Below are 17,558 nucleotides of genomic sequence, written 5' to 3'. Positions count from 1 at the left end.
CGCATTTTTCGAGAAAAAATAAAGCCTGCTCCAAGGAAGAATACAAGCGCCATAAACTTCATGAGAGGAATAATAAATAACTTGCTAATCACGAAAACTACAAGGATATAATAGACGACCATTGTCAGTAAAAATAAAGTCAGTTTATTCACTGTGTTTCCTACTTTCATTCAGTGCTGCTTCAATGGCCGCTAGCGCTTTCGGCCCCATCCCATGTAAATTTTTTAACGTTGATAAATCAACCTTTTCCAATTGCTCTAATTGTATATACCCTGCCGCATTTAATGCACGTATAGCAGGCTTAGCCACTCCCTTAGGCCATTCCGTCATTTATGCTCGTCCCTTCCTTTTTCGTCTATTAAGTATCTCTGTTCCTATAATACCTATTAATAGTATAGCTAGTGAGGCGACATGATAATCAACGAAAAAAGTCGTAAATGCTATATTATAATAATGGCATATTGCGGTGATAATACGCCCTCCCAGCAATATTAAACCAACTATCAAGCATCCCTGTATTACTTGCTCGAAGAATTGCATTTCTATCACCTCTCTGCTTTATTATGCAATCGAACATGATGAAATGCAAATGAGCTAGGTCTTTAGAGCATATTAAACATTGCCACGAAGGAGGCAATCAGGTTGGCAATGCCATGTATGCCCCAGCTTGTGATTATGGAACCATTGGATTTCCGTTCATTGATCCACCCCATCAAATAACCTGTGAACCCAGTTGCCATAACTATTAGCATCACACTTCCAAAAGGAATAAAAGAAAAAAGCAACAATCCATGTAAAATGCCAAAAAGTAAACTTTGCATGATATTTCCCATTTGAAAACTAAACTTATGCATGAATCTTTTCAGTAAGAAGCCTCTGAAAAACAGCTCCTCTGACAATCCTGTTTGTACAAAAGCATAGAAAAGTGCTGGAATGAACGCTGAAAAACCAAGTCCTGTAAAACGATTTGATGCTAATATTGAGCTATCTAGGTAGAAATAAGTAATCGTAAAAAGCGGTACGACAAATAAAACAAAAATGAATAATGACCATAGAAAATAATTACCTTTATTTTCAATGACAGGCTTTTGTAGGCCGAGCCATGATAAAAATGATTGTTTCTTTTTTGCTGAGAAAAACCACCAAATAAACGGTATCACTGAAAATATAATGACCTGAATAATTGCACTTATTGCACTTTCCAAAACCATGATTTTCTCCCCCTGTTCAAAATGTTTTACATGAAGAATGACGTGCGATGGTGAAAGGTGTTTTCCGGAAATGGCCGGTAGGATCTTATCGCCGGTTGATGTTCGAAGTTCGCCGCTAACAATCGCTTTTCCGCCGCTTTATGTAGAAAACTAGCAGGTACTTCATATTGCTGCCCTTTTTCATGTTAAGCATATTAAACAGCGGAGTTGAAATCAAGATATTTTTAATGATAATCATTAAATAATTATCTTTTATTACTAATTATTAAACGTTAATCAGTAATACACATAAAAAAATACGACTAGAAAAGTACTAGTCGCTTTCATTCTTTATTCGGATTCCGCTCTATAAAGTCTGTAATTTCATCTTTTAATTCATAAACTAAATTGAAATAATGATGTTCGTTCATTGCACCCTTCTTTCGCCATTTTTGCATTTCTTGGTAATGAAAAGTGATAAAATAACTTTCAATCTCACGACGGTCTATCTCTTTCTTTTTTGCCATATCGACAATCGAAAGTCCTTCTTTCCAGTATTGATCATACACTTCTCGTGTAATCCCAAGTACTTTACAAATAGCATCATAATCGTATTTTATATGGTATACAAGCTGTCCTTCCTCACCATTTGCATGTTGTTGAATTACATTATTTGCATAACCAATTGGTGTAAAGCTCATCATTAGTATGCTTGTGAGGAATAATTTTTTGAATGGTGCTTTCATGTCAAACCTCCTTCGTGTTTCCAATAGTGTGTGAGGTTTTAAAAATCATATTCCTTTATAATTCTTTTCGAAAAGAATAGCACCATTTTTCATACCCTAACCGATCTTCATAAAACCGATGTGCACAAATTCTTTGAATGCCAGACTCTAAAGCAATATAGTGCGCCCCGTTTTCTTTGCCCCATTGGTGAAGATAATGCAATAATTTCTCACCATAGCCTCTTGAACGATAGGCCTCATCCGTTACTAAATCATAGACAAACATATGACGCTCACTGTAAAAGTTGACTCTCCAACTTAATCCAGCGACTGCCACAATTTTCATGTTCTCATATAAAGCAAATAACATATAGCCATCTTGGATCATTTCCTTTAATAATCGAAGATACTTCTCTACTGTTAGTTCCGTACGAAGCTGCACCAAAATGGCATACGCTTCAATCCACTCCTGCCGAGACGTTAATTTCTTGATTGATACGGTCATTTTTTCAAACCTCATTTCACCAATATTTAATGTAATGAAATACTCCATCATCTTTTTTCATCCCGAGCTTCTCATATAGTTTTTGAGCACGAACGTTATCTATCGCTGTTTCTAAACCTATATAGCGTGCATCATTTTGTAAACAGTATGAATAACACTGTTCAATTAGGCTCTGTGCTACACCTTGTTTCCTGGCATGCTCTACTACAAATAAATCGTTTAAAATAAAAGCCTTTTTCATTGCAACAGATGAAAAAATCGGGAATAGCTGGATAAAACTAACTGGCTGCTCATCCAAATAAGCTAGAAAAATAACCGACTCCTGCTTATTTAAACGCTCCATTAGAAAATACTCAGCCCCCTTTAAGTCTGATTGTTGACCATAAAATTCTCGATATGCATTAAATAATGGCACTACGTCTCCAACTGTTGCTAAAGTTACAGTACAAATCTCCATAAACTGTTCTCCCCATTTCTTTTAATATGTAATTCTTGTATTATGATAAAAAACAAACTGACATTTAAAAAGAAACAGTTCTAGACATTTCAACATGTCAAGGAGGGACTTTATGGAGGATTTTATTTTCTTATTTAAAGATGAAGAGGCAAAATATAAACAAATTTATCAGCAAATCAAATGGTTAATCAAACAAGGAAAAATAAAAACAAATGATTCTCTACCTTCTATTCGAAAGCTAGCCGAAACTTTACATGTCAGTCGGAATACAACATTAACTGCCTATGAGCAGCTCGTAGCGGAAGGATACATACGTGGTGAAGGACGAAAGGGTTATTTCGTTAATGAAATTGAACAAGTTTTTCTACAAGAAGAAGAACGGCCAAACCCTACACCAAAAATAAATACTAACGGTGGAGATATCATCATCGACTTTCGCGCAGGCGCTGTCGATCAACAACATTTTCCTTTAAAAGTATGGCGTCAAATGGCCAATCAAGTATTACCTTTAAAAAAGTGCTATGAATATGGTGATCCTTTCGGTGAGCCACTTTTAAAGGAACAGCTTGTGAATTATTTGCTTCAAGCTCGTGGAGTTCATGTAAATGCAGAGGACATTATTATCGGTAGTAGTACGCAGCAAATGTTAATTTATCTAGGCTTTCTATTAAAGCAAGATTTCCCAAGTGTTATTTTAGAAGACCCTGGCTACAACGGTGCACGAGAAGCATTCAAGTTGCATGGCTTTCTTCTAGAGTCATTACCTGTGTTAGAAAACGGTGCGCAGCTTGAGCATTTAGCACATTTTCATTCACGCCTACTCTATGTCACACCTTCTCATCATTTCCCATATGGTGTTTCCATGAGTATTCAACAGAGGCAAGCTTTAATTCAATGGGCCAAAAATGTTGATGGTTATATACTTGAGGATGATTATGATGGTGAATTTCGTTATGCTCAACAGCCATTTCCTGCTCTCGCCTCACTCGACAAGTCACGTGTTATTTATATGGGAACATTTTCAAAATCATTTTTACCAGCTATTCGTTTAAGCTATATGGTGCTACCGAAAGCACTTGTTCGTCCATATAAAGAACGTTTTGCTCATTTTGAACATAACGCTTCGTCCCTACATCAATTAACAATGGCGAAATTCATGGAACAAGGTGAATGGACACGACATATTAAAAGAATGCGTATCACCTATAAACATAAAATAAATACGCTTGTAGAGGAATTAAAAAAGCAATTCGGAGAAAAAATTACAATACTTGGAGAGCAATCTGGACTATATATATTGATCAAAGTTCATACACAATTTTCAGAAAAACAGCTCATTCAAAATGCACAACAATACGGAGTTAAGGTCTACCCTACAAGCCCATATTTTCTACAACCTTCGAACTCTGTGCCTATTATTCAATTAGGCTTTAGTAAGTTAAAAATGGAGGAAATCATACTCGGCGTTCAACTGCTAAAAAAAGCTTGGATCACAGAATAATAAGCCATAACTGAAGTGGTTATGGCTACTCATTATCTCGAAAATCATATGTTTCATCAGGCACATTCAATGTCACACCGTTAATACTCACTGTATCATCGTCGCTCCAATTAATGTTTGCACTATTTTCTCGATATTGCCAATATATTTTCTTGGACTTTCTCTTTTCATGATTGAATACTAATTCTCCCAACACTGAAAAAGAAGTAGTCGCACCAGCGTCTGAAACATAAGCTTTCACTGTATAGGTTCCTTGTGGAGATGTAGATTCAGCAATCAACTCTTGTTTAAACCTAGTCCAATCAAAAAACAGCCAATAAATACCGTAACCTAAAATACCTGCAAAAAACAAAATCCAAATAAGTAGCACTAGAATAGTTTTTTTGTATACTTTCTTGATTTCTAACTTTTCGGCATCGTTCATCTGCATCCTCCAATTTGTTTAATTAGAGACGATTTCAGCGGAATATATGTTTCCTGATTTAGGAAATGAATTCGTTAGAGAAGTTCTTTCGGGGACCCGATCAGTTTTCCATTCAACCCGAGCATTTCTGGCGATGACTTGCTCAGTTTTCCCTTTACCCAATAAAAAAGGAATATGCACAGCTATCTCTGTACATATTCCCCAATAAATTTTTTAAAAATAATCAATAAACGTTGGGATGCCTACTGGTAGCACTGTCTCTAGTAATGCAATTTCAATGGCATTGCCTTGTAGACGTTCGATTTTTTCTAAATAGCTCGGTCGTTTATAGCCTAATAACATCGTGGCAAGTGTTTGTACCGTTAGCTGAATAGCATTTTCAGACTGTGTTTCACTTACCTTTTCGACAGCAACTTTTCCATTCTGCTTCGTTACAACAAATGTGCCATTATTCCATGCCACAATGCGATCACTAACAGCGAGTCTAAGCTGAAAATCATTCCCCGCGAATGGGTAGCGTAACAGAAATTCTTTTACGTCTACAATTCGTGCCATAAAATAAGGAGATACCTTTTGAATAATCTCACTATCCTCTAATAAAAAGGCAACGGCTTCATTGCCAGTTGTTTTACCATAGACATTGTAAATCATTGAGCTATGTGCTGAGACAAAATTCCATAGGCCTTTACGCGCCTCTTCCTGCAAATAGACAATTTCATCGATGTAATAATTCTCCTCCATTATCCGATAAAACATATAACCTTGCGGAACATCATCCTCATCATAATACACTGCAGCCTGGAGGTTCACATCACTATCAATAAATTTTTCCTCCCAAAAATCTTCCTGAAATTTTTCATTCCAAGCAATACTATTTCGTACCATGACACCGTGTGTCTTCTTGGCATAGCGCGCATAAATGGTCACAACATCTTCATGTTTCGGATCGACACGACGGATTTTACCGTTTAAGCCTTTGTAGTGAGGAAGCTGCGTATCCTTGATCTGAAATTCCACAATATCACACATAATTTCCCAGCCTTTTTTCCGGTAATAAGGGATAGAATATGGAAATAAATAGGATATACATTGTCCTTCATTGCGCATTCGCTCCAGGCTCTCAATAATGAGGCTCTCCATCAAACCATGCCCAGAATATTCAGGGTACGTTCCGACAGCAGTGATGCCTCCCATTTCATAGATCTTTCCATGAACATTCACCTCAAAAGGTAAGCTTAAAATTTGAGATACAAGATGTGAACCATCGAACCAACCAATCGCATGTCCCTCATTAAATTGCTTACTTTTAGCATTCACAAAGCGACGATCCTTATGAATGGACATGGACATTTGGAAAACATAATTAAGCAAATCTATAAACTGTGCCATTTCATCTAATCGAATTTCTCGCATGACTAAGCCTTTACGTTGATTCATGATTCCCTCTCCTCATCAAATAACTCCGAAAAAATGGTTTCCGGTGCATTTAAAAAGCGCTTCGTAACAATGTAATGTATAGTATCCTCATAACGAATAGACTCAATCGCCCCATTATCAAAACTATAAATTGTAGCATTTGGATAACCAAGCAAAATAGGTGAATGTGTGGCGATAATAAATTGTGCCTCATACTCTAAATCTTTAATAATTTTGAGTAGGCTGAGCTGTCTCGTTGGTGACAACGCCGCTTCAGGCTCATCCAATAAATAAATTGCCTTACCTTTGAAGCGATGCAGAAATAGCGATAAAAAGGACTCGCCATGTGATTGTTGATGTAACGACTTACCACCAAAAGCGGCATACTTTTTCCTAATGTCAGGCTCCTCTAACAAATCAATATGACTCGCAAATTGATAAAACGTTTCCGAACGTAGGAAAAAGCCATTTGAAACCTTTGGCCACCAGGATAAACGGATGAATTCCCCGAGTGCTGATTCCGCTTTATGTACCTCAAATAAATTTTGGCGACCGCCCCCCGCTGTATTAAAATCACAGCGATCAGCTATAGCCTCCAATAGTGTTGATTTCCCAGAGCCATTTTCCCCAACAAAGAAGGTCACATTCGTAGGAAACTCTAGCTCCTGCAAATCCAGCAAACTTGGTATATTAAAGGGATACTGGTCTTTACCTTCAATATCTCCATGTAATACCTTACATGATTTCAAATACATTTCGTGTCCTCCCTTACTACTATTATAACGCGTTTACGTTACTCTGAAACTGCCCTTTTTTCCAAATACAAACTAAACACCCCTAAAATAAACAATAGACTTATTCCTAAAAGTGAAACTGGCGACCATGATAGTCTGGAATCAAACATCTGAAAGAAAAAAGCGAATATTGGAACAAAGCATAAACTCATCATAACTATTAAAGATGAACAATACTGAATGCCTATCTGCAATAAATACATTGGAAGCATGACACCCACTGCTGTTACTGCAATTATCCATGAAATATTTCCCGAGAAATATTTAAAAAATATGTCGAAAGTCGCGATAAAAGATAATAAAATTATGCCATAATAGCGATTTGCTAAAATCATTGAAGTAGTCCAACCAGCTTCACTTAATCTCTTAGAATATAACGTACAAAGTACAGCTCCAATTCCACAGCCAACACTCGCTATCAATGCTACTATTACGGGCAATGTTATATCCATTTGAACAGCTGATTTCCCACTAACAACCGCTAATATTAATATAATACAAGCGATAAATGTCCCCGTGGCAATTACCCATTGTGCTTTAGGAATTGACTCCTTAGCAAAAACAGCCAACATCAAGACAAACAGCGGTCCAATGCCCATTTCAAGTGCACTTACAATCGCTGACTCTACATATTTTAAAGCGAAATAAAAGCCCATAAATGCTAACACAGACGCGACATTCAACTTCACTACATTATTAATATTTCCCTTCCAGCGATTAGCTTGTTTATGTTGGCGTGCAAAGAAAGAGAAATAAATAGCTGTAATGAAAAAACTAATACCAGTAAATAAAAATGTCGGTACTTCTTGCACCTGCTTAGCGTAGAAAACCTGGCTCATCGATGTTAAAAGTGCTGATAATACAAGAGCTACTAACCCCACTGTCGTTGCCTGCTTTTTCGTGATTTCCATCCCATTTTCCCCCTTTTATTTTTGTAAACACATACAGCAAGTATTTTGTCGAATAAGCAAAGACATTTGTTAGTGATTTAAGCGATTCAGCATTGGAGTGTCTCACAATTTCCCAAAATAAAAAAACCTCGTCTCAAAAAAACATAGAGACGAAGTTATCCGCGGTACCACTCTGATTAGCTAATAAGCTCACTTTACTATAACGGTAGCAGCCGTTTATGCCTACTACATTCAGCATAAAAACTCCTGGTCGAGTTCATAAATGGTTTGCAATGATTTCCACCAGCCATCATCTCTCTAAAGCAAACTACATTCATTACTACTTCCAATCATTGTTAATTTATTTTCGATACATCATAATTGATTTTTACTATTTCGTCAAGGTTCCAAAATAGAGTTCCCTGCAGTATATCAAATGTTCTATATTATAAGCCCTTATCATACATTGAGTAAAACCTTCCCCCGCTAATTAACAACTCTGTCTCTTTTACATCACATACGAACGACTAAGGAAGGTAAAACTCAGGCTTTTAAATAAAAAAGTTATAAGGAGAAAAAGATATGTTTGTAACTCATTTTTATGAAAACAAGACTTCCGTTTTAAGCCAACTACTAGTAAGTCTACCTACAATCGAAGAGAACATTAAAATTAAAGGACGTAAAGCAAAAGTTGTTCAGATTCTTCAAATAGAAGACAACAGTTATCACGTAAGTATCATTTTTGAAAAAGTGCCTAAAAAACAACCATTAAAAGAAATTGGGAAGAAAAAGAGATAGCTCTTTCCCTTTATCTACCAACGCTATCGTTTATCGATAGCGTTTTTACTCTTAAAAAAAAGCGGGATTCGAACTTTAAGAAAAAAAATCACTGCAAATCACATAAAGCAAAGAAGTTGACTTTTTAATTGATAACAATTATCATTATCAATAGATTATTTCTTATCTCCGAATTGCTTACTTCAGAATCCCCCTCTTTTTTGAAATAAGCATGTATCAAACGGATATTCTTACATCAGACTAAGAATATCCGTTTTTTTAACTTCATTTAGCGGAAAGTAATTCTTTGTGTAAGCACAATGCCGAATCCGGACGCATTGTTTATCTGCGCGAAAGCGCAATGTTTTCTGTAGCGAAAGCAAAGCGTCAGCTACAACTAGGTCAAGGCATAATTGATCTTTACTAATTGGAGAGATTTACATAAATAAAGGAGCTGTTTTACATGGATTATCGTATTGAAAAAGACACTATGGGTGAAATTAAAGTACCTGCAGATAAAATTTGGGGTGCTCAAACGCAGCGCAGTAAAGAAAATTTCCAAATTGGAACAGAGCAAATGCCTATTGAACTAATTCAAGCTATGGCAATTTTAAAGAAAAGTGCTGCGATCGCTAATAATAAATTAGGTAAGCTATCAGATATAAAAACAAATGCGATTGTGCAAGCAGCTGATGAAATTTTAAAAGGTCAATGGGACGATCAATTCCCTCTTGTAGTTTGGCAAACTGGTAGTGGTACACAGTCAAATATGAACGTCAATGAAGTAATTGCGCACCGTGCAAACCAACTTTTACAAAATGCTGGAGAGGCTGAACGCATTCATCCAAACGATGATGTCAATAAGTCTCAAAGTTCAAACGATACTTTCCCTACAGCTTTGCATATTGCTGCAGTGTTAAAAGTTGAAGATTTTTTACTGCCTCGACTACGCTTACTAAAAGCAACACTTGATGACAAAGCAGAGAAATTTAAAGATATTATTAAAATTGGTCGTACACATTTACAAGACGCTACACCTTTAACTTTAGGTCAAGAAATTAGTGGCTGGGTAGCAATGCTTGCTAAATCTGACCAAATGATTGTCCAAAATATTGAATATATGAAGGAACTAGCAATTGGTGGAACAGCAGTTGGTACGGGTATTAACGCACATCCCGAATTTGGGGAGCGTGTTGCAGCGGAAATTAGTGAATTGACAGGAAAACATTTTACTTCTGCAGCAAATAAATTCCATGCTCTAACGAGTCATGATGAAGCCGTTGTTGCACACGGTGCATTAAAGGCTCTTGCAGCTGACTTGATGAAAATTGCCAATGATGTTCGCTGGTTAGCAAGTGGGCCTCGTTCAGGTATCGGTGAAATTACAATTCCAGAAAACGAGCCAGGCTCATCCATTATGCCTGGTAAAGTAAATCCAACTCAAAGTGAAGCGATGACGATGGTTGTTACACAAGTCGTAGGCAATGATTCAACAATTGCCTTTGCCGCTTCCCAAGGTAATTTTGAGCTGAATGTCTTCAAGCCAGTAATTATCTATAACTTCTTACAATCAACTCGCCTACTAGCAGACACAATGAAATCATTTAATGATAATTGCGCTGTTGGAATTGAGCCAAATAAAGAAGTACTTGACCATAATTTACGAAACTCATTAATGCTTGTAACTGCCCTAAACCCTTATATCGGCTATGAAAATGCGGCAAAAATTGCGAAGAAAGCCCATAAAGAAGGCTCAACATTAAAAGAAGCTGCGATAGCATCTGGTTTACTAACAGAGGAACAATTCGATGAATATGTGGACCCTGCGACGATGATTTATCCAAATGTAAAATGATAAGAATGTAAGTTGAACGCATCAAGCTGACAAAACATTGATATATCAACATTTTGAGGTAATGGGCTCTCTTTTGACCAAGGCAAGTTATTGTATATTACAGCAAGTTTTTGGGGCTAATTGGGGCTAGTTTAGTGCTAACAAAATAGGCGAGCGTGTGTACAGGAATGTGTGAGTTATTACGGATTGGAGCTAACTGCTTCAATCTTTTTTTAAAGGTCGATTATAAGAATAGCTTACATCATAAAAAAATAGCACTGCTCAGTACAGTGCATTTAGAATTCATTGTATTTGCCTAATTCAACTTTTTCGATAAAACATTCCAATCTTCTATATAAGTCATAAAATTCTCTTATTGTGTTTTTATAAGAATCACCCCATATACTCATTGAAGTACCACCTAAAAAAATTTTATATAATTGATTATTAGTTTTCACCTCTTTCTCTCAAATTACGATTTTGTAAACTTTACATTTGAAAATCAAATTTTATCAATTTGCATATTCTTGTAAATTAGGTAGACACTAGTATCGTCCTATAGTAAAATAATTACCAAAATTAACAAGGAGATTATTTTATGAAATTTGAAGATCAACGTAATATAGGCATACGATCAGGATGTATATTAATAACGGAAAAATCACAGTATTTAGTTTTCAAAAAAATTGACAACTACTCGTTATTAAATATTGAAACAGTTGAATGTTTACATTTTGAAGTTTCCTTAGAACATATTGAAGAAATGATTATCGAAGATTTAAAGGAAAACATTCAAAGTATTATACCTCCAGAAAATATTAAGATTGTAGCTCAAAACAAAATATAAGTTGTATTTTATTCAAAGAGTACTAATTAATAGTACTCTTTGTTAGAGATAATCTATAATAACGCTTCTGCAGTCTCCAACTAATTCTCTCGTAGAATCACCTACTCCCTGTACACACGCCGCCAAACTGTGTAATTTCACCACTCACTTGTAATTTCACTTATAATTCCAAAGGCTTTTCGATATGGCCACCATCGCTTACAATTCTTCTTTATTTCAATTGTTTTCATTCGCACATCACAAATAATTACTTCTTCTAACCATCGAGGAGACATACACTTTAAATCAGCCATTTTGTCTATATCGACTAACCAAAGAACCTCTCTTACCACTTCATTCAAATTTTGCTTGATATATTGTCGAATAGCTACTTTATCAAGATTTACTTCAATATGTGCTGGTAACATTTTTTTCTCCTCTTTTATTTTTGGTTAACTTTTGTGAACAATATCTGTATAAAAAAATCTTCAATTTTAGAATCTATTCATTGGAGATTTTCTTAGCCAACATTGGAGATGGATGTCTTCTTTTTTAAGATAGCTGATAAATAATTATTATTAACCCCCAACAAATCACTGAAACTTTTTTGACTTTAATAATCGAACAATTACTATTGAGCGTCACAGAGGAAATAACGGTGTTGGAACCACTAAGACACAAAACAGTGAGCGCGCCATAAAATTGATGACATTGTTTTACAGCAGTTAAAGAGTTATAGAAAAAGTGTTCAATTATTTTACCAAATGTAAAATAAAACTAATGTAAGTTGCACACATAAAGCTGACAAAACGTTGGTATATTAATGTTTTAGATAATGAGCTCCCCTGTACACCTAGCAAATTAATGTATATTACAGCATGATTTTGGGGCTAGATAGAGGCTATTAAAATACGGCGAGCGTGTATACAGGAATGTGTGAGTAAGAAAGATTGAGGCTAATATGCTTCAATCTTTTTTGTTGGTCAATTATAAGAATAGCTTACATCATTATTAAAAATAGCACTGCTCGGCACAGTGCTTTGTTTAGATCTTTTTAAAGTTAAATGAATTAAAATCTCATGATGCTTTACATGATTGTTATGTCACTGCGGAACTATATAAATATTGCTATGAGGATAGTTTAGCCAAAAATTAGGTCACTCAAATGAGTGGCTATTTTATTTCATATATAAATATTACATTACACTATGAATACAAAGATGAGAAAAGATATCTATAATATCCAAAAATTAATGAATATACAATTCGAATATATTAGAATTTATTTAATGATAATAAGGAGGCTACTTTATGAAACATCTTTATTCACCACAGCAAATTGAAACCATTTCTTTACAAGTTGAATCCTCCCCTGTTTGGGAGGTAATTCTTGGGATTGCAGGCTATACACATGCAAAACTTCGTCATACATTTGAGTTAGATGAAAAATGGTTAATAGAACAAGATTCAATGCCAATTTCATTATTAAATCAATTGAGAGTGATAGAAGAGACTGATTTCTGGTATGGACTAATTATGCTTCAAAACAAAATATCTGCATCCTCGGTTCAAGAATTTTCGAAATGCCTTTCGGAAATTTCGATTGATTGTTTTTATGAAACTCTTTTACCTTACAAGGATCGTCATACTGAGCATATAAGAAAAGAGACAGCAATTGAGCATAATCATGCTGAAGGATTTATAAAATATGCTACATATTTTGAAGACCACGACTACTTATGTAGATATGTTCAAAATCTTGCTAACTATTCACATCAAGAGATTTGTGAATTATTTAATTCTATTCTGAATGAGTGGCACAAATGGATAAGCCAACAAGAAGCATGGGAAAAGTGGACTCAGGCACTTACATTTGAACAGAAACAGCATGGTTCACTTGATGTAACAAGACCTATTGAGGAAATAGAACGAATTACTGGTGGAATTAAGTATATACCTGAGCCTTCTGTTTGGACTGTCAAATTAATTCCGCATGTATCCTATCGTCCTTGGATTTTAGAAAAACGAACACCTGATACTAAACTCTTCTTTTATCCTTTAAATGAAGAATATTTATTAAAGACAGGGGTCCCACCCAATGAATTAATTCGTGGTCACAAGGCATTAGGAGATGAGCTCCGATTAAAATTACTTTATCAACTTCTAAAAGGACCTTTATCCCTTCAAGAGTTGAGTATGCAATTTAATATTTCTAAAACAACATTACATCATCAGCTTTCTATATTAAAAGCAGCAAGATTTGTACGAGTTGATAAAGGTACCTATTCAGTAAATCTAACACAGATAAACGCTTTTTCTGGACGCCTTACTCAATATCTTGGAGTTCATATATGAAAAAATACTCTAAGTCATTTAAATCACTGTGGATAGGTGAAATTGTTTCAGAATTTGGGGGAGCAGCTGGTGGAATTATTAATGGTTTGTTACTGTATGAGGTAACAGGCTCTAAAGAATGGATGGGAGTACTGTGGCTTGTTTATTTTATTCCTTCGTTAATTTTACAAGGGATTAGTGCTCCCTTTCTAAACCATGTGGTAAAAGAAAAAATGCTTAAAAACATACAGTTAATCCGTGCAGGGGCCTACATTCTTCCCTTAGTTGGCTATTTAATTAGTACACATGTGGGAACAATCTTGGGATTGATTATTTTGCAATGTCTTCTAGGATTAATGCAGCCTATTTACGCAAGTCTATCTTTTTCATTACTACCTGAAATTTGTAAAAAAGAAGAACTTGTCGAAGCTAATGGCTTATTAGATGGAACTATACGACTTATGAGTTTTATCGCTCCTGGGGCTACATCCTTACTTTTATTAGTCAGCCCTCTGCATTTCATTTATATTTTTTCCTCTGCTATGTTCTTAGTTAGTTTTCTAGCACTCTCACGTATACCTCAATCAAGTAAAGAGAGAGTAGCAACTTGGACAAAAAAAATTTGGTGGTCAGAAATGAAAGAAGGTTATAGGACATTTTTTAATTATCGAAACCTATTACACCTCACGATTCTTTCTTCAACCGTCCAATTCGCTGTCGGGGCTACGTTGGTTATTAATATTCCTTTTATACTGGAAAACCTAGGAGGGGATTATTGGGAATATGCCATTTTTTCTGGTTCTTTTCCAGTCGGTTATGTCATTGGAACGTTAATGCTATCGAAATTACCAAAAACAAACAAAACGATGTACCTAGGTTTAATTGGAGGAGGACTATCGTTTGTACTTCTGTTTTTTGTTCATACAATTCCTTTGGCTTGGGTTTGTGAACTTACTGGCGGGATTTTATTCCCTCTTTTTAATTCTCAAAGTGCAGCAGTTTTTCAACGGGAAGCTCCGAGAGATCGCTTAACACAATTAAGTTCAGTTCGCTTACTATTTCTTCGAATCACAATGCCATTAGGAATTATATTTGCTTCTTCAACATTTTTGAATTTAAGTACACGACAAACATATATTATTATAGGTTTGTTGATTCTTATTCCTGGATTGTTTTACTTCTTTGTTTCACTCTCTAGAAAAGAAAATCCTTGGGAGGAAAAAACACAGGCAAACTAATAAATATTTTTTATAGGATAATTTTTATGTACAATGTAATAATTCAATACTAAAAGACCAGGTACTCAAATTCAAATTTTATGAGCGCCTGGTCATTGTCTTTTTAGTTTTAAATAAGCGAAACTACTTTTATAACTGTAATTTCATACTTACTGTTCTTAAACTAAATCCCATTTTTTCATATAGTTTAATAGCATTATTCCCTACGTAAGCACTAAGTCTGACTTCGGAATACCCTTCCTGACTTAATTGTTCAATGGCAACATTCATTAATTCTTTGGAAATTCCTTTACCTCTAAATGACTCTTTTACAAATAGCTCATAAATAAACCCGTTTAATTGTTCCGTAAATTGGTCTTTGTTTTCCCCAATCAAGATCCATCCCATTAACTCATTATTCTCTGTTGCTATCAAATAATAGCACCCTTTTTTAAGAAGAGGTTCTATAAGGTTTCTAACTTTTTCGTTTGTTGCTCTTACTCCGCCAAGTGTACCATCAAATAAAGCCTGTGGTGAAAGAGCTATAATTTCTTCTAGTTCTGAGTTGCTAGGCTTTCTAATTTCCATTTATAATACCTTCCTATCCACTTACAAATATTATATAAAAAATTTTAGTAACAAAAGAAACACCTACCCTGGTAAATTAACCCTCCTGGATTCTTCATCTTTTGCTCATTCATAAAAAATTCACTCTAAGCTTAACAAACATTCTATTTGCATATTAACAAACCCAAAAATAGCCCCCTTAATAAATATTTATTAAGAGAGCTATATATAATTCATAATCTATCACTTATCTCCAACTGGCTTTAATAAATTTACAGGAAGCCAACCAAGATATCTGACTTCTCCCTCAAATCTTACCAATAGATAACCATTAACTTCAATACTATCTGATGAAAAAATGCTTCCCTTTTCAAACATTATTTCAGGTTTAGCTTCTTTTAATGGAGTGTGTTTTGCTTCTGCATTTTCTGTTAGCTCATAACGCACGTCAATTTGTCTCATTGTTGTCTCGAAGATTTTAAGATCTGTACCAGGATACTTCTCACATAACCAATCTACTCCATTGCTCACGCAATACTTAAATTGTTCATTATTTAAATCCACGTATGAAGAATCACCCGTTTCATTGAAATATTTTCCGTAATATCCGTAATTATAATTACCATCACGATTAATAACAACATAAGTTGGATTGTTATAGAAAGAAGCACGAATCTTTATTGGTACTTCTTTAAAAACTACCAAATCCGTTGCTTGTACTCGATATTGCCCCATATGATAGAATGTTTTGCCTTCATATTTTTCAATATCATACGTTTTAAAGAAGTTATTTTGTTTGACCACTAACGAATCAAATGTTCCATTTGGATTTCTCTTGTATACTTTGATGTCTTTTTTAAAGGTCATTTTTCCTGTTTGCTCTTTTACAACTTCTGCTCCATCATACATCACTTTCGCTTCTGATTTTGCTGGACTTACTACTGCTAATACAAATGCTGCTAGTAGCATAATAAATAATTTTTTCATTATTCTCCCCCTACTAAGCTTTATTATAGAAAACATAAGATTATAGTATTAAATACTAATAACGTAATATTTTATCAATCGAAATTAAGGATGTCAAAAAAACAACAAAAATAGAGTGTTTTTCCATAACATGATTTCATCCAAGTCAATTTTTAATTTAGGTCTACTACTTATTAATTGTGGAAGACGATCTCGTTCATTAAGCAAAACATCCTATCCCAATATCAATAACCCATATAAAAAAGCTCCCTTAACAAAATTTAAGAGAGCTATATATAATTCCTAATCTATCACTTATCTCCAACTGGCTTTAATGCATTCACCGGAATCCAAACATTCAGAGCGTGAGCGTCATTTTCATCCACGCTGACAAATAGATAACCACTAATTTCCTCACCCCATGAAAGAACAATACTTCCCTTTTTATGGATTGTTTCAATTTTAGCTCCATTTAAAGGAGTGCTTTTCCCACCTGCATCTTTTATTAACTCGAACCGTACTTCTCTTTCTCTCGATATTGTCTCAGCGATTTTAAGATCTGTACCAGGATACTGAACACACTCACCGCCAGAACAATAAGAAAGTAGTTGTCCATTATTTGTAATAGAAATACCTGGGTTTTTTCCTTTGAACCACATTCCGTAAGATCCGGCTCCATAATTACCATCACGATTAATAATGATATAAGTTGGATTGTTATAGAAAGATGAACGAATTTTTAATGGTACTTCTTTGAAAACTACCAAATCCGTTGCTTGTACGCGATATTGCCCCATTTGGTAAAATGTTTTGCCATCATATTTCTCGATATCATACGTTCTAAAGAAGTTATTTCGCTTAACCACTAACGAATCAAACGAACCATCTGGATTTTTCTTGTATACTTTAATGTCTTTTTTAAAGGTCATTTTTCCCGTTTGATCTTTTACAACTTCTGCTCCATCATACATCACTTTCGCTTCTGATTTTGTAGGATTTACTACTGCAAATGCAAACGCTGCTAATAACACAATAAAAAATTTTTTCATTATTCTCCCCCTCAGCTTTATTTTAGAAAACATTTTCTCTTAGTATTATATACCAATAATACGATGTTCTACCAATCCCAATTAAA

The 17,558-nt window shown here is 34.9% G+C and carries 19 protein-coding genes and 1 other annotated feature; of the genes, 6 read left to right on the top strand and 13 right to left on the bottom strand.

The features are described 5' to 3' along the window. Positions 1-144 precede the first annotated feature (144 nt). The 5 genes from ACQKNC_RS06385 to ACQKNC_RS06365 form a co-directional block, all read right to left on the bottom strand. Entirely contained in the window at positions 145-330 is a 186-nt protein-coding gene (locus ACQKNC_RS06385) for a hypothetical protein (protein WP_427424018.1), read from the bottom strand. A 272-nt stretch (positions 331-602) separates the two neighbouring features. After that, positions 603-1,211: a CPBP family intramembrane glutamic endopeptidase gene (locus ACQKNC_RS06380; protein ID WP_427424017.1), complete on the bottom strand. Its 609-nt coding sequence runs from the start codon at positions 1,209-1,211 to the stop codon at positions 603-605. 323 nt (positions 1,212-1,534) lie between these two features. Beyond that, positions 1,535-1,936 carry a hypothetical protein gene (locus tag ACQKNC_RS06375; protein WP_427424016.1) on the bottom strand — a complete coding sequence of 134 codons (402 nt, stop codon included), beginning with the start codon at positions 1,934-1,936 and terminating at the stop codon, positions 1,535-1,537. A 55-nt stretch (positions 1,937-1,991) separates the two neighbouring features. Continuing rightward, positions 1,992-2,471 carry a GNAT family N-acetyltransferase gene (locus tag ACQKNC_RS06370; RefSeq protein WP_427424015.1) on the bottom strand — a complete coding sequence of 160 codons (480 nt, stop codon included), beginning with the start codon at positions 2,469-2,471 and terminating at the stop codon, positions 1,992-1,994. Then, positions 2,437-2,877, bottom strand: a complete 441-nt coding sequence (locus ACQKNC_RS06365; RefSeq protein ID WP_427424014.1) for a GNAT family N-acetyltransferase — start codon at positions 2,875-2,877, stop codon at positions 2,437-2,439. Before ACQKNC_RS06365 ends, ACQKNC_RS06370 begins: the two co-directional genes overlap by 35 nt. Positions 2,878-2,989: 112 nt before the next feature. On the opposite strand from ACQKNC_RS06365, the gene ACQKNC_RS06360 reads away from it, so the two are divergent. After that, entirely contained in the window at positions 2,990-4,378 is a 1,389-nt protein-coding gene (locus ACQKNC_RS06360; RefSeq protein WP_427424013.1) for a PLP-dependent aminotransferase family protein, read from the top strand. A gap of 25 nt (positions 4,379-4,403) precedes the next feature. Here ACQKNC_RS06360 and ACQKNC_RS06355 read toward each other — a convergent pair whose 3' ends face one another. The 4 genes from ACQKNC_RS06355 to ACQKNC_RS06340 all read right to left on the bottom strand — a co-directional run bounded on the left by ACQKNC_RS06355 (position 4,404) and on the right by ACQKNC_RS06340 (position 7,923). Continuing rightward, positions 4,404-4,802 carry a DUF5412 domain-containing protein gene (locus tag ACQKNC_RS06355; RefSeq protein WP_427424012.1) on the bottom strand — a complete coding sequence of 133 codons (399 nt, stop codon included), beginning with the start codon at positions 4,800-4,802 and terminating at the stop codon, positions 4,404-4,406. Positions 4,803-5,015: 213 nt separating this feature from the next. Next, positions 5,016-6,239 (bottom strand): GNAT family N-acetyltransferase, encoded by a 1,224-nt coding sequence (locus tag ACQKNC_RS06350; RefSeq protein ID WP_427424011.1) that lies wholly within the window; start codon positions 6,237-6,239, stop codon positions 5,016-5,018. Then, positions 6,236-6,973, bottom strand: coding sequence for an AAA family ATPase (locus ACQKNC_RS06345; RefSeq protein ID WP_427424010.1), 738 nt, complete (start codon positions 6,971-6,973; stop codon positions 6,236-6,238). Before ACQKNC_RS06345 ends, ACQKNC_RS06350 begins: the two co-directional genes overlap by 4 nt. 38 nt (positions 6,974-7,011) lie before the next feature. Further along, the gene (locus ACQKNC_RS06340; RefSeq protein WP_427424009.1) at positions 7,012-7,923 is read right to left on the bottom strand and encodes an EamA family transporter; all 912 of its coding nucleotides are present in this window, start codon (positions 7,921-7,923) and stop codon (positions 7,012-7,014) included. Between the two features lie 142 nt (positions 7,924-8,065). Next, positions 8,066-8,265, bottom strand: a binding site (T-box leader). A 219-nt stretch (positions 8,266-8,484) separates the two neighbouring features. Here ACQKNC_RS06340 and ACQKNC_RS06335 point away from each other — a divergent pair. The 3 genes from ACQKNC_RS06335 (at position 8,485) to ACQKNC_RS06325 (ending at position 11,360) form a co-directional block, all read left to right on the top strand. Continuing rightward, entirely contained in the window at positions 8,485-8,700 is a 216-nt protein-coding gene (locus ACQKNC_RS06335; RefSeq protein WP_427424008.1) for a hypothetical protein, read from the top strand. Positions 8,701-9,142: 442 nt separating this feature from the next. Next, complete coding sequence (gene fumC, locus ACQKNC_RS06330) at positions 9,143-10,534, top strand: class II fumarate hydratase (protein WP_427424007.1); 1,392 nt, start codon at positions 9,143-9,145, stop codon at positions 10,532-10,534. A 577-nt stretch (positions 10,535-11,111) separates the two neighbouring features. Next, the gene (locus ACQKNC_RS06325; RefSeq protein WP_427424006.1) at positions 11,112-11,360 is read left to right on the top strand and encodes a hypothetical protein; all 249 of its coding nucleotides are present in this window, start codon (positions 11,112-11,114) and stop codon (positions 11,358-11,360) included. Positions 11,361-11,497: 137 nt separating this feature from the next. On the opposite strand, the gene ACQKNC_RS06320 is transcribed toward ACQKNC_RS06325, so the two are convergent. Next, positions 11,498-11,767, bottom strand: coding sequence for a hypothetical protein (locus ACQKNC_RS06320; protein ID WP_427424005.1), 270 nt, complete (start codon positions 11,765-11,767; stop codon positions 11,498-11,500). A gap of 883 nt (positions 11,768-12,650) precedes the next feature. Between ACQKNC_RS06320 and ACQKNC_RS06315 the strand changes: the two genes are divergently transcribed. Beyond that, positions 12,651-13,694: an ArsR/SmtB family transcription factor gene (locus ACQKNC_RS06315; RefSeq protein WP_427424004.1), complete on the top strand. Its 1,044-nt coding sequence runs from the start codon at positions 12,651-12,653 to the stop codon at positions 13,692-13,694. Then, positions 13,691-14,911 (top strand): MFS transporter, encoded by a 1,221-nt coding sequence (locus tag ACQKNC_RS06310; RefSeq protein ID WP_427424003.1) that lies wholly within the window; start codon positions 13,691-13,693, stop codon positions 14,909-14,911. Before ACQKNC_RS06315 ends, ACQKNC_RS06310 begins: the two co-directional genes overlap by 4 nt. Before the next feature lie 129 nt (positions 14,912-15,040). Here the strand turns inward: ACQKNC_RS06310 and ACQKNC_RS06305 are convergent, their stop codons facing one another. The 3 genes from ACQKNC_RS06305 to ACQKNC_RS06295 form a co-directional block, all read right to left on the bottom strand. Continuing rightward, the gene (locus ACQKNC_RS06305) at positions 15,041-15,478 is read right to left on the bottom strand and encodes a GNAT family N-acetyltransferase (RefSeq protein WP_427424002.1); all 438 of its coding nucleotides are present in this window, start codon (positions 15,476-15,478) and stop codon (positions 15,041-15,043) included. 222 nt (positions 15,479-15,700) lie between these two features. Then, positions 15,701-16,444 carry a hypothetical protein gene (locus ACQKNC_RS06300; protein WP_427424001.1) on the bottom strand — a complete coding sequence of 248 codons (744 nt, stop codon included), beginning with the start codon at positions 16,442-16,444 and terminating at the stop codon, positions 15,701-15,703. Between the two features lie 290 nt (positions 16,445-16,734). Next, positions 16,735-17,472, bottom strand: coding sequence for a hypothetical protein (locus ACQKNC_RS06295; RefSeq protein ID WP_427424000.1), 738 nt, complete (start codon positions 17,470-17,472; stop codon positions 16,735-16,737). Between the last annotated feature and the right edge of the window lie 86 nt (positions 17,473-17,558).

Origin of the sequence: Lysinibacillus sp. NPDC094177 (assembly GCF_050279145.1) — a bacterium.
GTDB lineage: Bacteria > Bacillota > Bacilli > Bacillales_A > Planococcaceae > Lysinibacillus.
Note: the sequence above shows the minus strand (reverse complement) of the source record. Positions and strands in the feature narration are given on the sequence as shown.

Excerpts from the sequence above, each read along its gene's own strand:
- ACQKNC_RS06385 (WP_427424018.1), bottom strand. The coding sequence starts at position 330 with ATGACGGAATGGCCTAAGGGAGTGGCTAAGCCTGCTATACGTGCATTA.
- ACQKNC_RS06380 (WP_427424017.1), bottom strand. The coding sequence starts at position 1,211 with ATGGTTTTGGAAAGTGCAATAAGTGCAATTATTCAGGTCATTATATTT.
- ACQKNC_RS06375 (WP_427424016.1), bottom strand. The coding sequence starts at position 1,936 with ATGAAAGCACCATTCAAAAAATTATTCCTCACAAGCATACTAATGATG.
- ACQKNC_RS06370 (WP_427424015.1), bottom strand. The coding sequence starts at position 2,471 with ATGATGGAGTATTTCATTACATTAAATATTGGTGAAATGAGGTTTGAA.
- ACQKNC_RS06365 (WP_427424014.1), bottom strand. The coding sequence starts at position 2,877 with ATGGAGATTTGTACTGTAACTTTAGCAACAGTTGGAGACGTAGTGCCA.
- ACQKNC_RS06360 (WP_427424013.1), top strand. The coding sequence starts at position 2,990 with ATGGAGGATTTTATTTTCTTATTTAAAGATGAAGAGGCAAAATATAAA.
- ACQKNC_RS06355 (WP_427424012.1), bottom strand. The coding sequence starts at position 4,802 with ATGAACGATGCCGAAAAGTTAGAAATCAAGAAAGTATACAAAAAAACT.
- ACQKNC_RS06350 (WP_427424011.1), bottom strand. The coding sequence starts at position 6,239 with ATGAATCAACGTAAAGGCTTAGTCATGCGAGAAATTCGATTAGATGAA.
- ACQKNC_RS06345 (WP_427424010.1), bottom strand. The coding sequence starts at position 6,973 with ATGTATTTGAAATCATGTAAGGTATTACATGGAGATATTGAAGGTAAA.
- ACQKNC_RS06340 (WP_427424009.1), bottom strand. The coding sequence starts at position 7,923 with ATGGAAATCACGAAAAAGCAGGCAACGACAGTGGGGTTAGTAGCTCTT.
- ACQKNC_RS06335 (WP_427424008.1), top strand. The coding sequence starts at position 8,485 with ATGTTTGTAACTCATTTTTATGAAAACAAGACTTCCGTTTTAAGCCAA.
- fumC (WP_427424007.1), top strand. The coding sequence starts at position 9,143 with ATGGATTATCGTATTGAAAAAGACACTATGGGTGAAATTAAAGTACCT.
- ACQKNC_RS06325 (WP_427424006.1), top strand. The coding sequence starts at position 11,112 with ATGAAATTTGAAGATCAACGTAATATAGGCATACGATCAGGATGTATA.
- ACQKNC_RS06320 (WP_427424005.1), bottom strand. The coding sequence starts at position 11,767 with ATGTTACCAGCACATATTGAAGTAAATCTTGATAAAGTAGCTATTCGA.
- ACQKNC_RS06315 (WP_427424004.1), top strand. The coding sequence starts at position 12,651 with ATGAAACATCTTTATTCACCACAGCAAATTGAAACCATTTCTTTACAA.
- ACQKNC_RS06310 (WP_427424003.1), top strand. The coding sequence starts at position 13,691 with ATGAAAAAATACTCTAAGTCATTTAAATCACTGTGGATAGGTGAAATT.
- ACQKNC_RS06305 (WP_427424002.1), bottom strand. The coding sequence starts at position 15,478 with ATGGAAATTAGAAAGCCTAGCAACTCAGAACTAGAAGAAATTATAGCT.
- ACQKNC_RS06300 (WP_427424001.1), bottom strand. The coding sequence starts at position 16,444 with ATGAAAAAATTATTTATTATGCTACTAGCAGCATTTGTATTAGCAGTA.
- ACQKNC_RS06295 (WP_427424000.1), bottom strand. The coding sequence starts at position 17,472 with ATGAAAAAATTTTTTATTGTGTTATTAGCAGCGTTTGCATTTGCAGTA.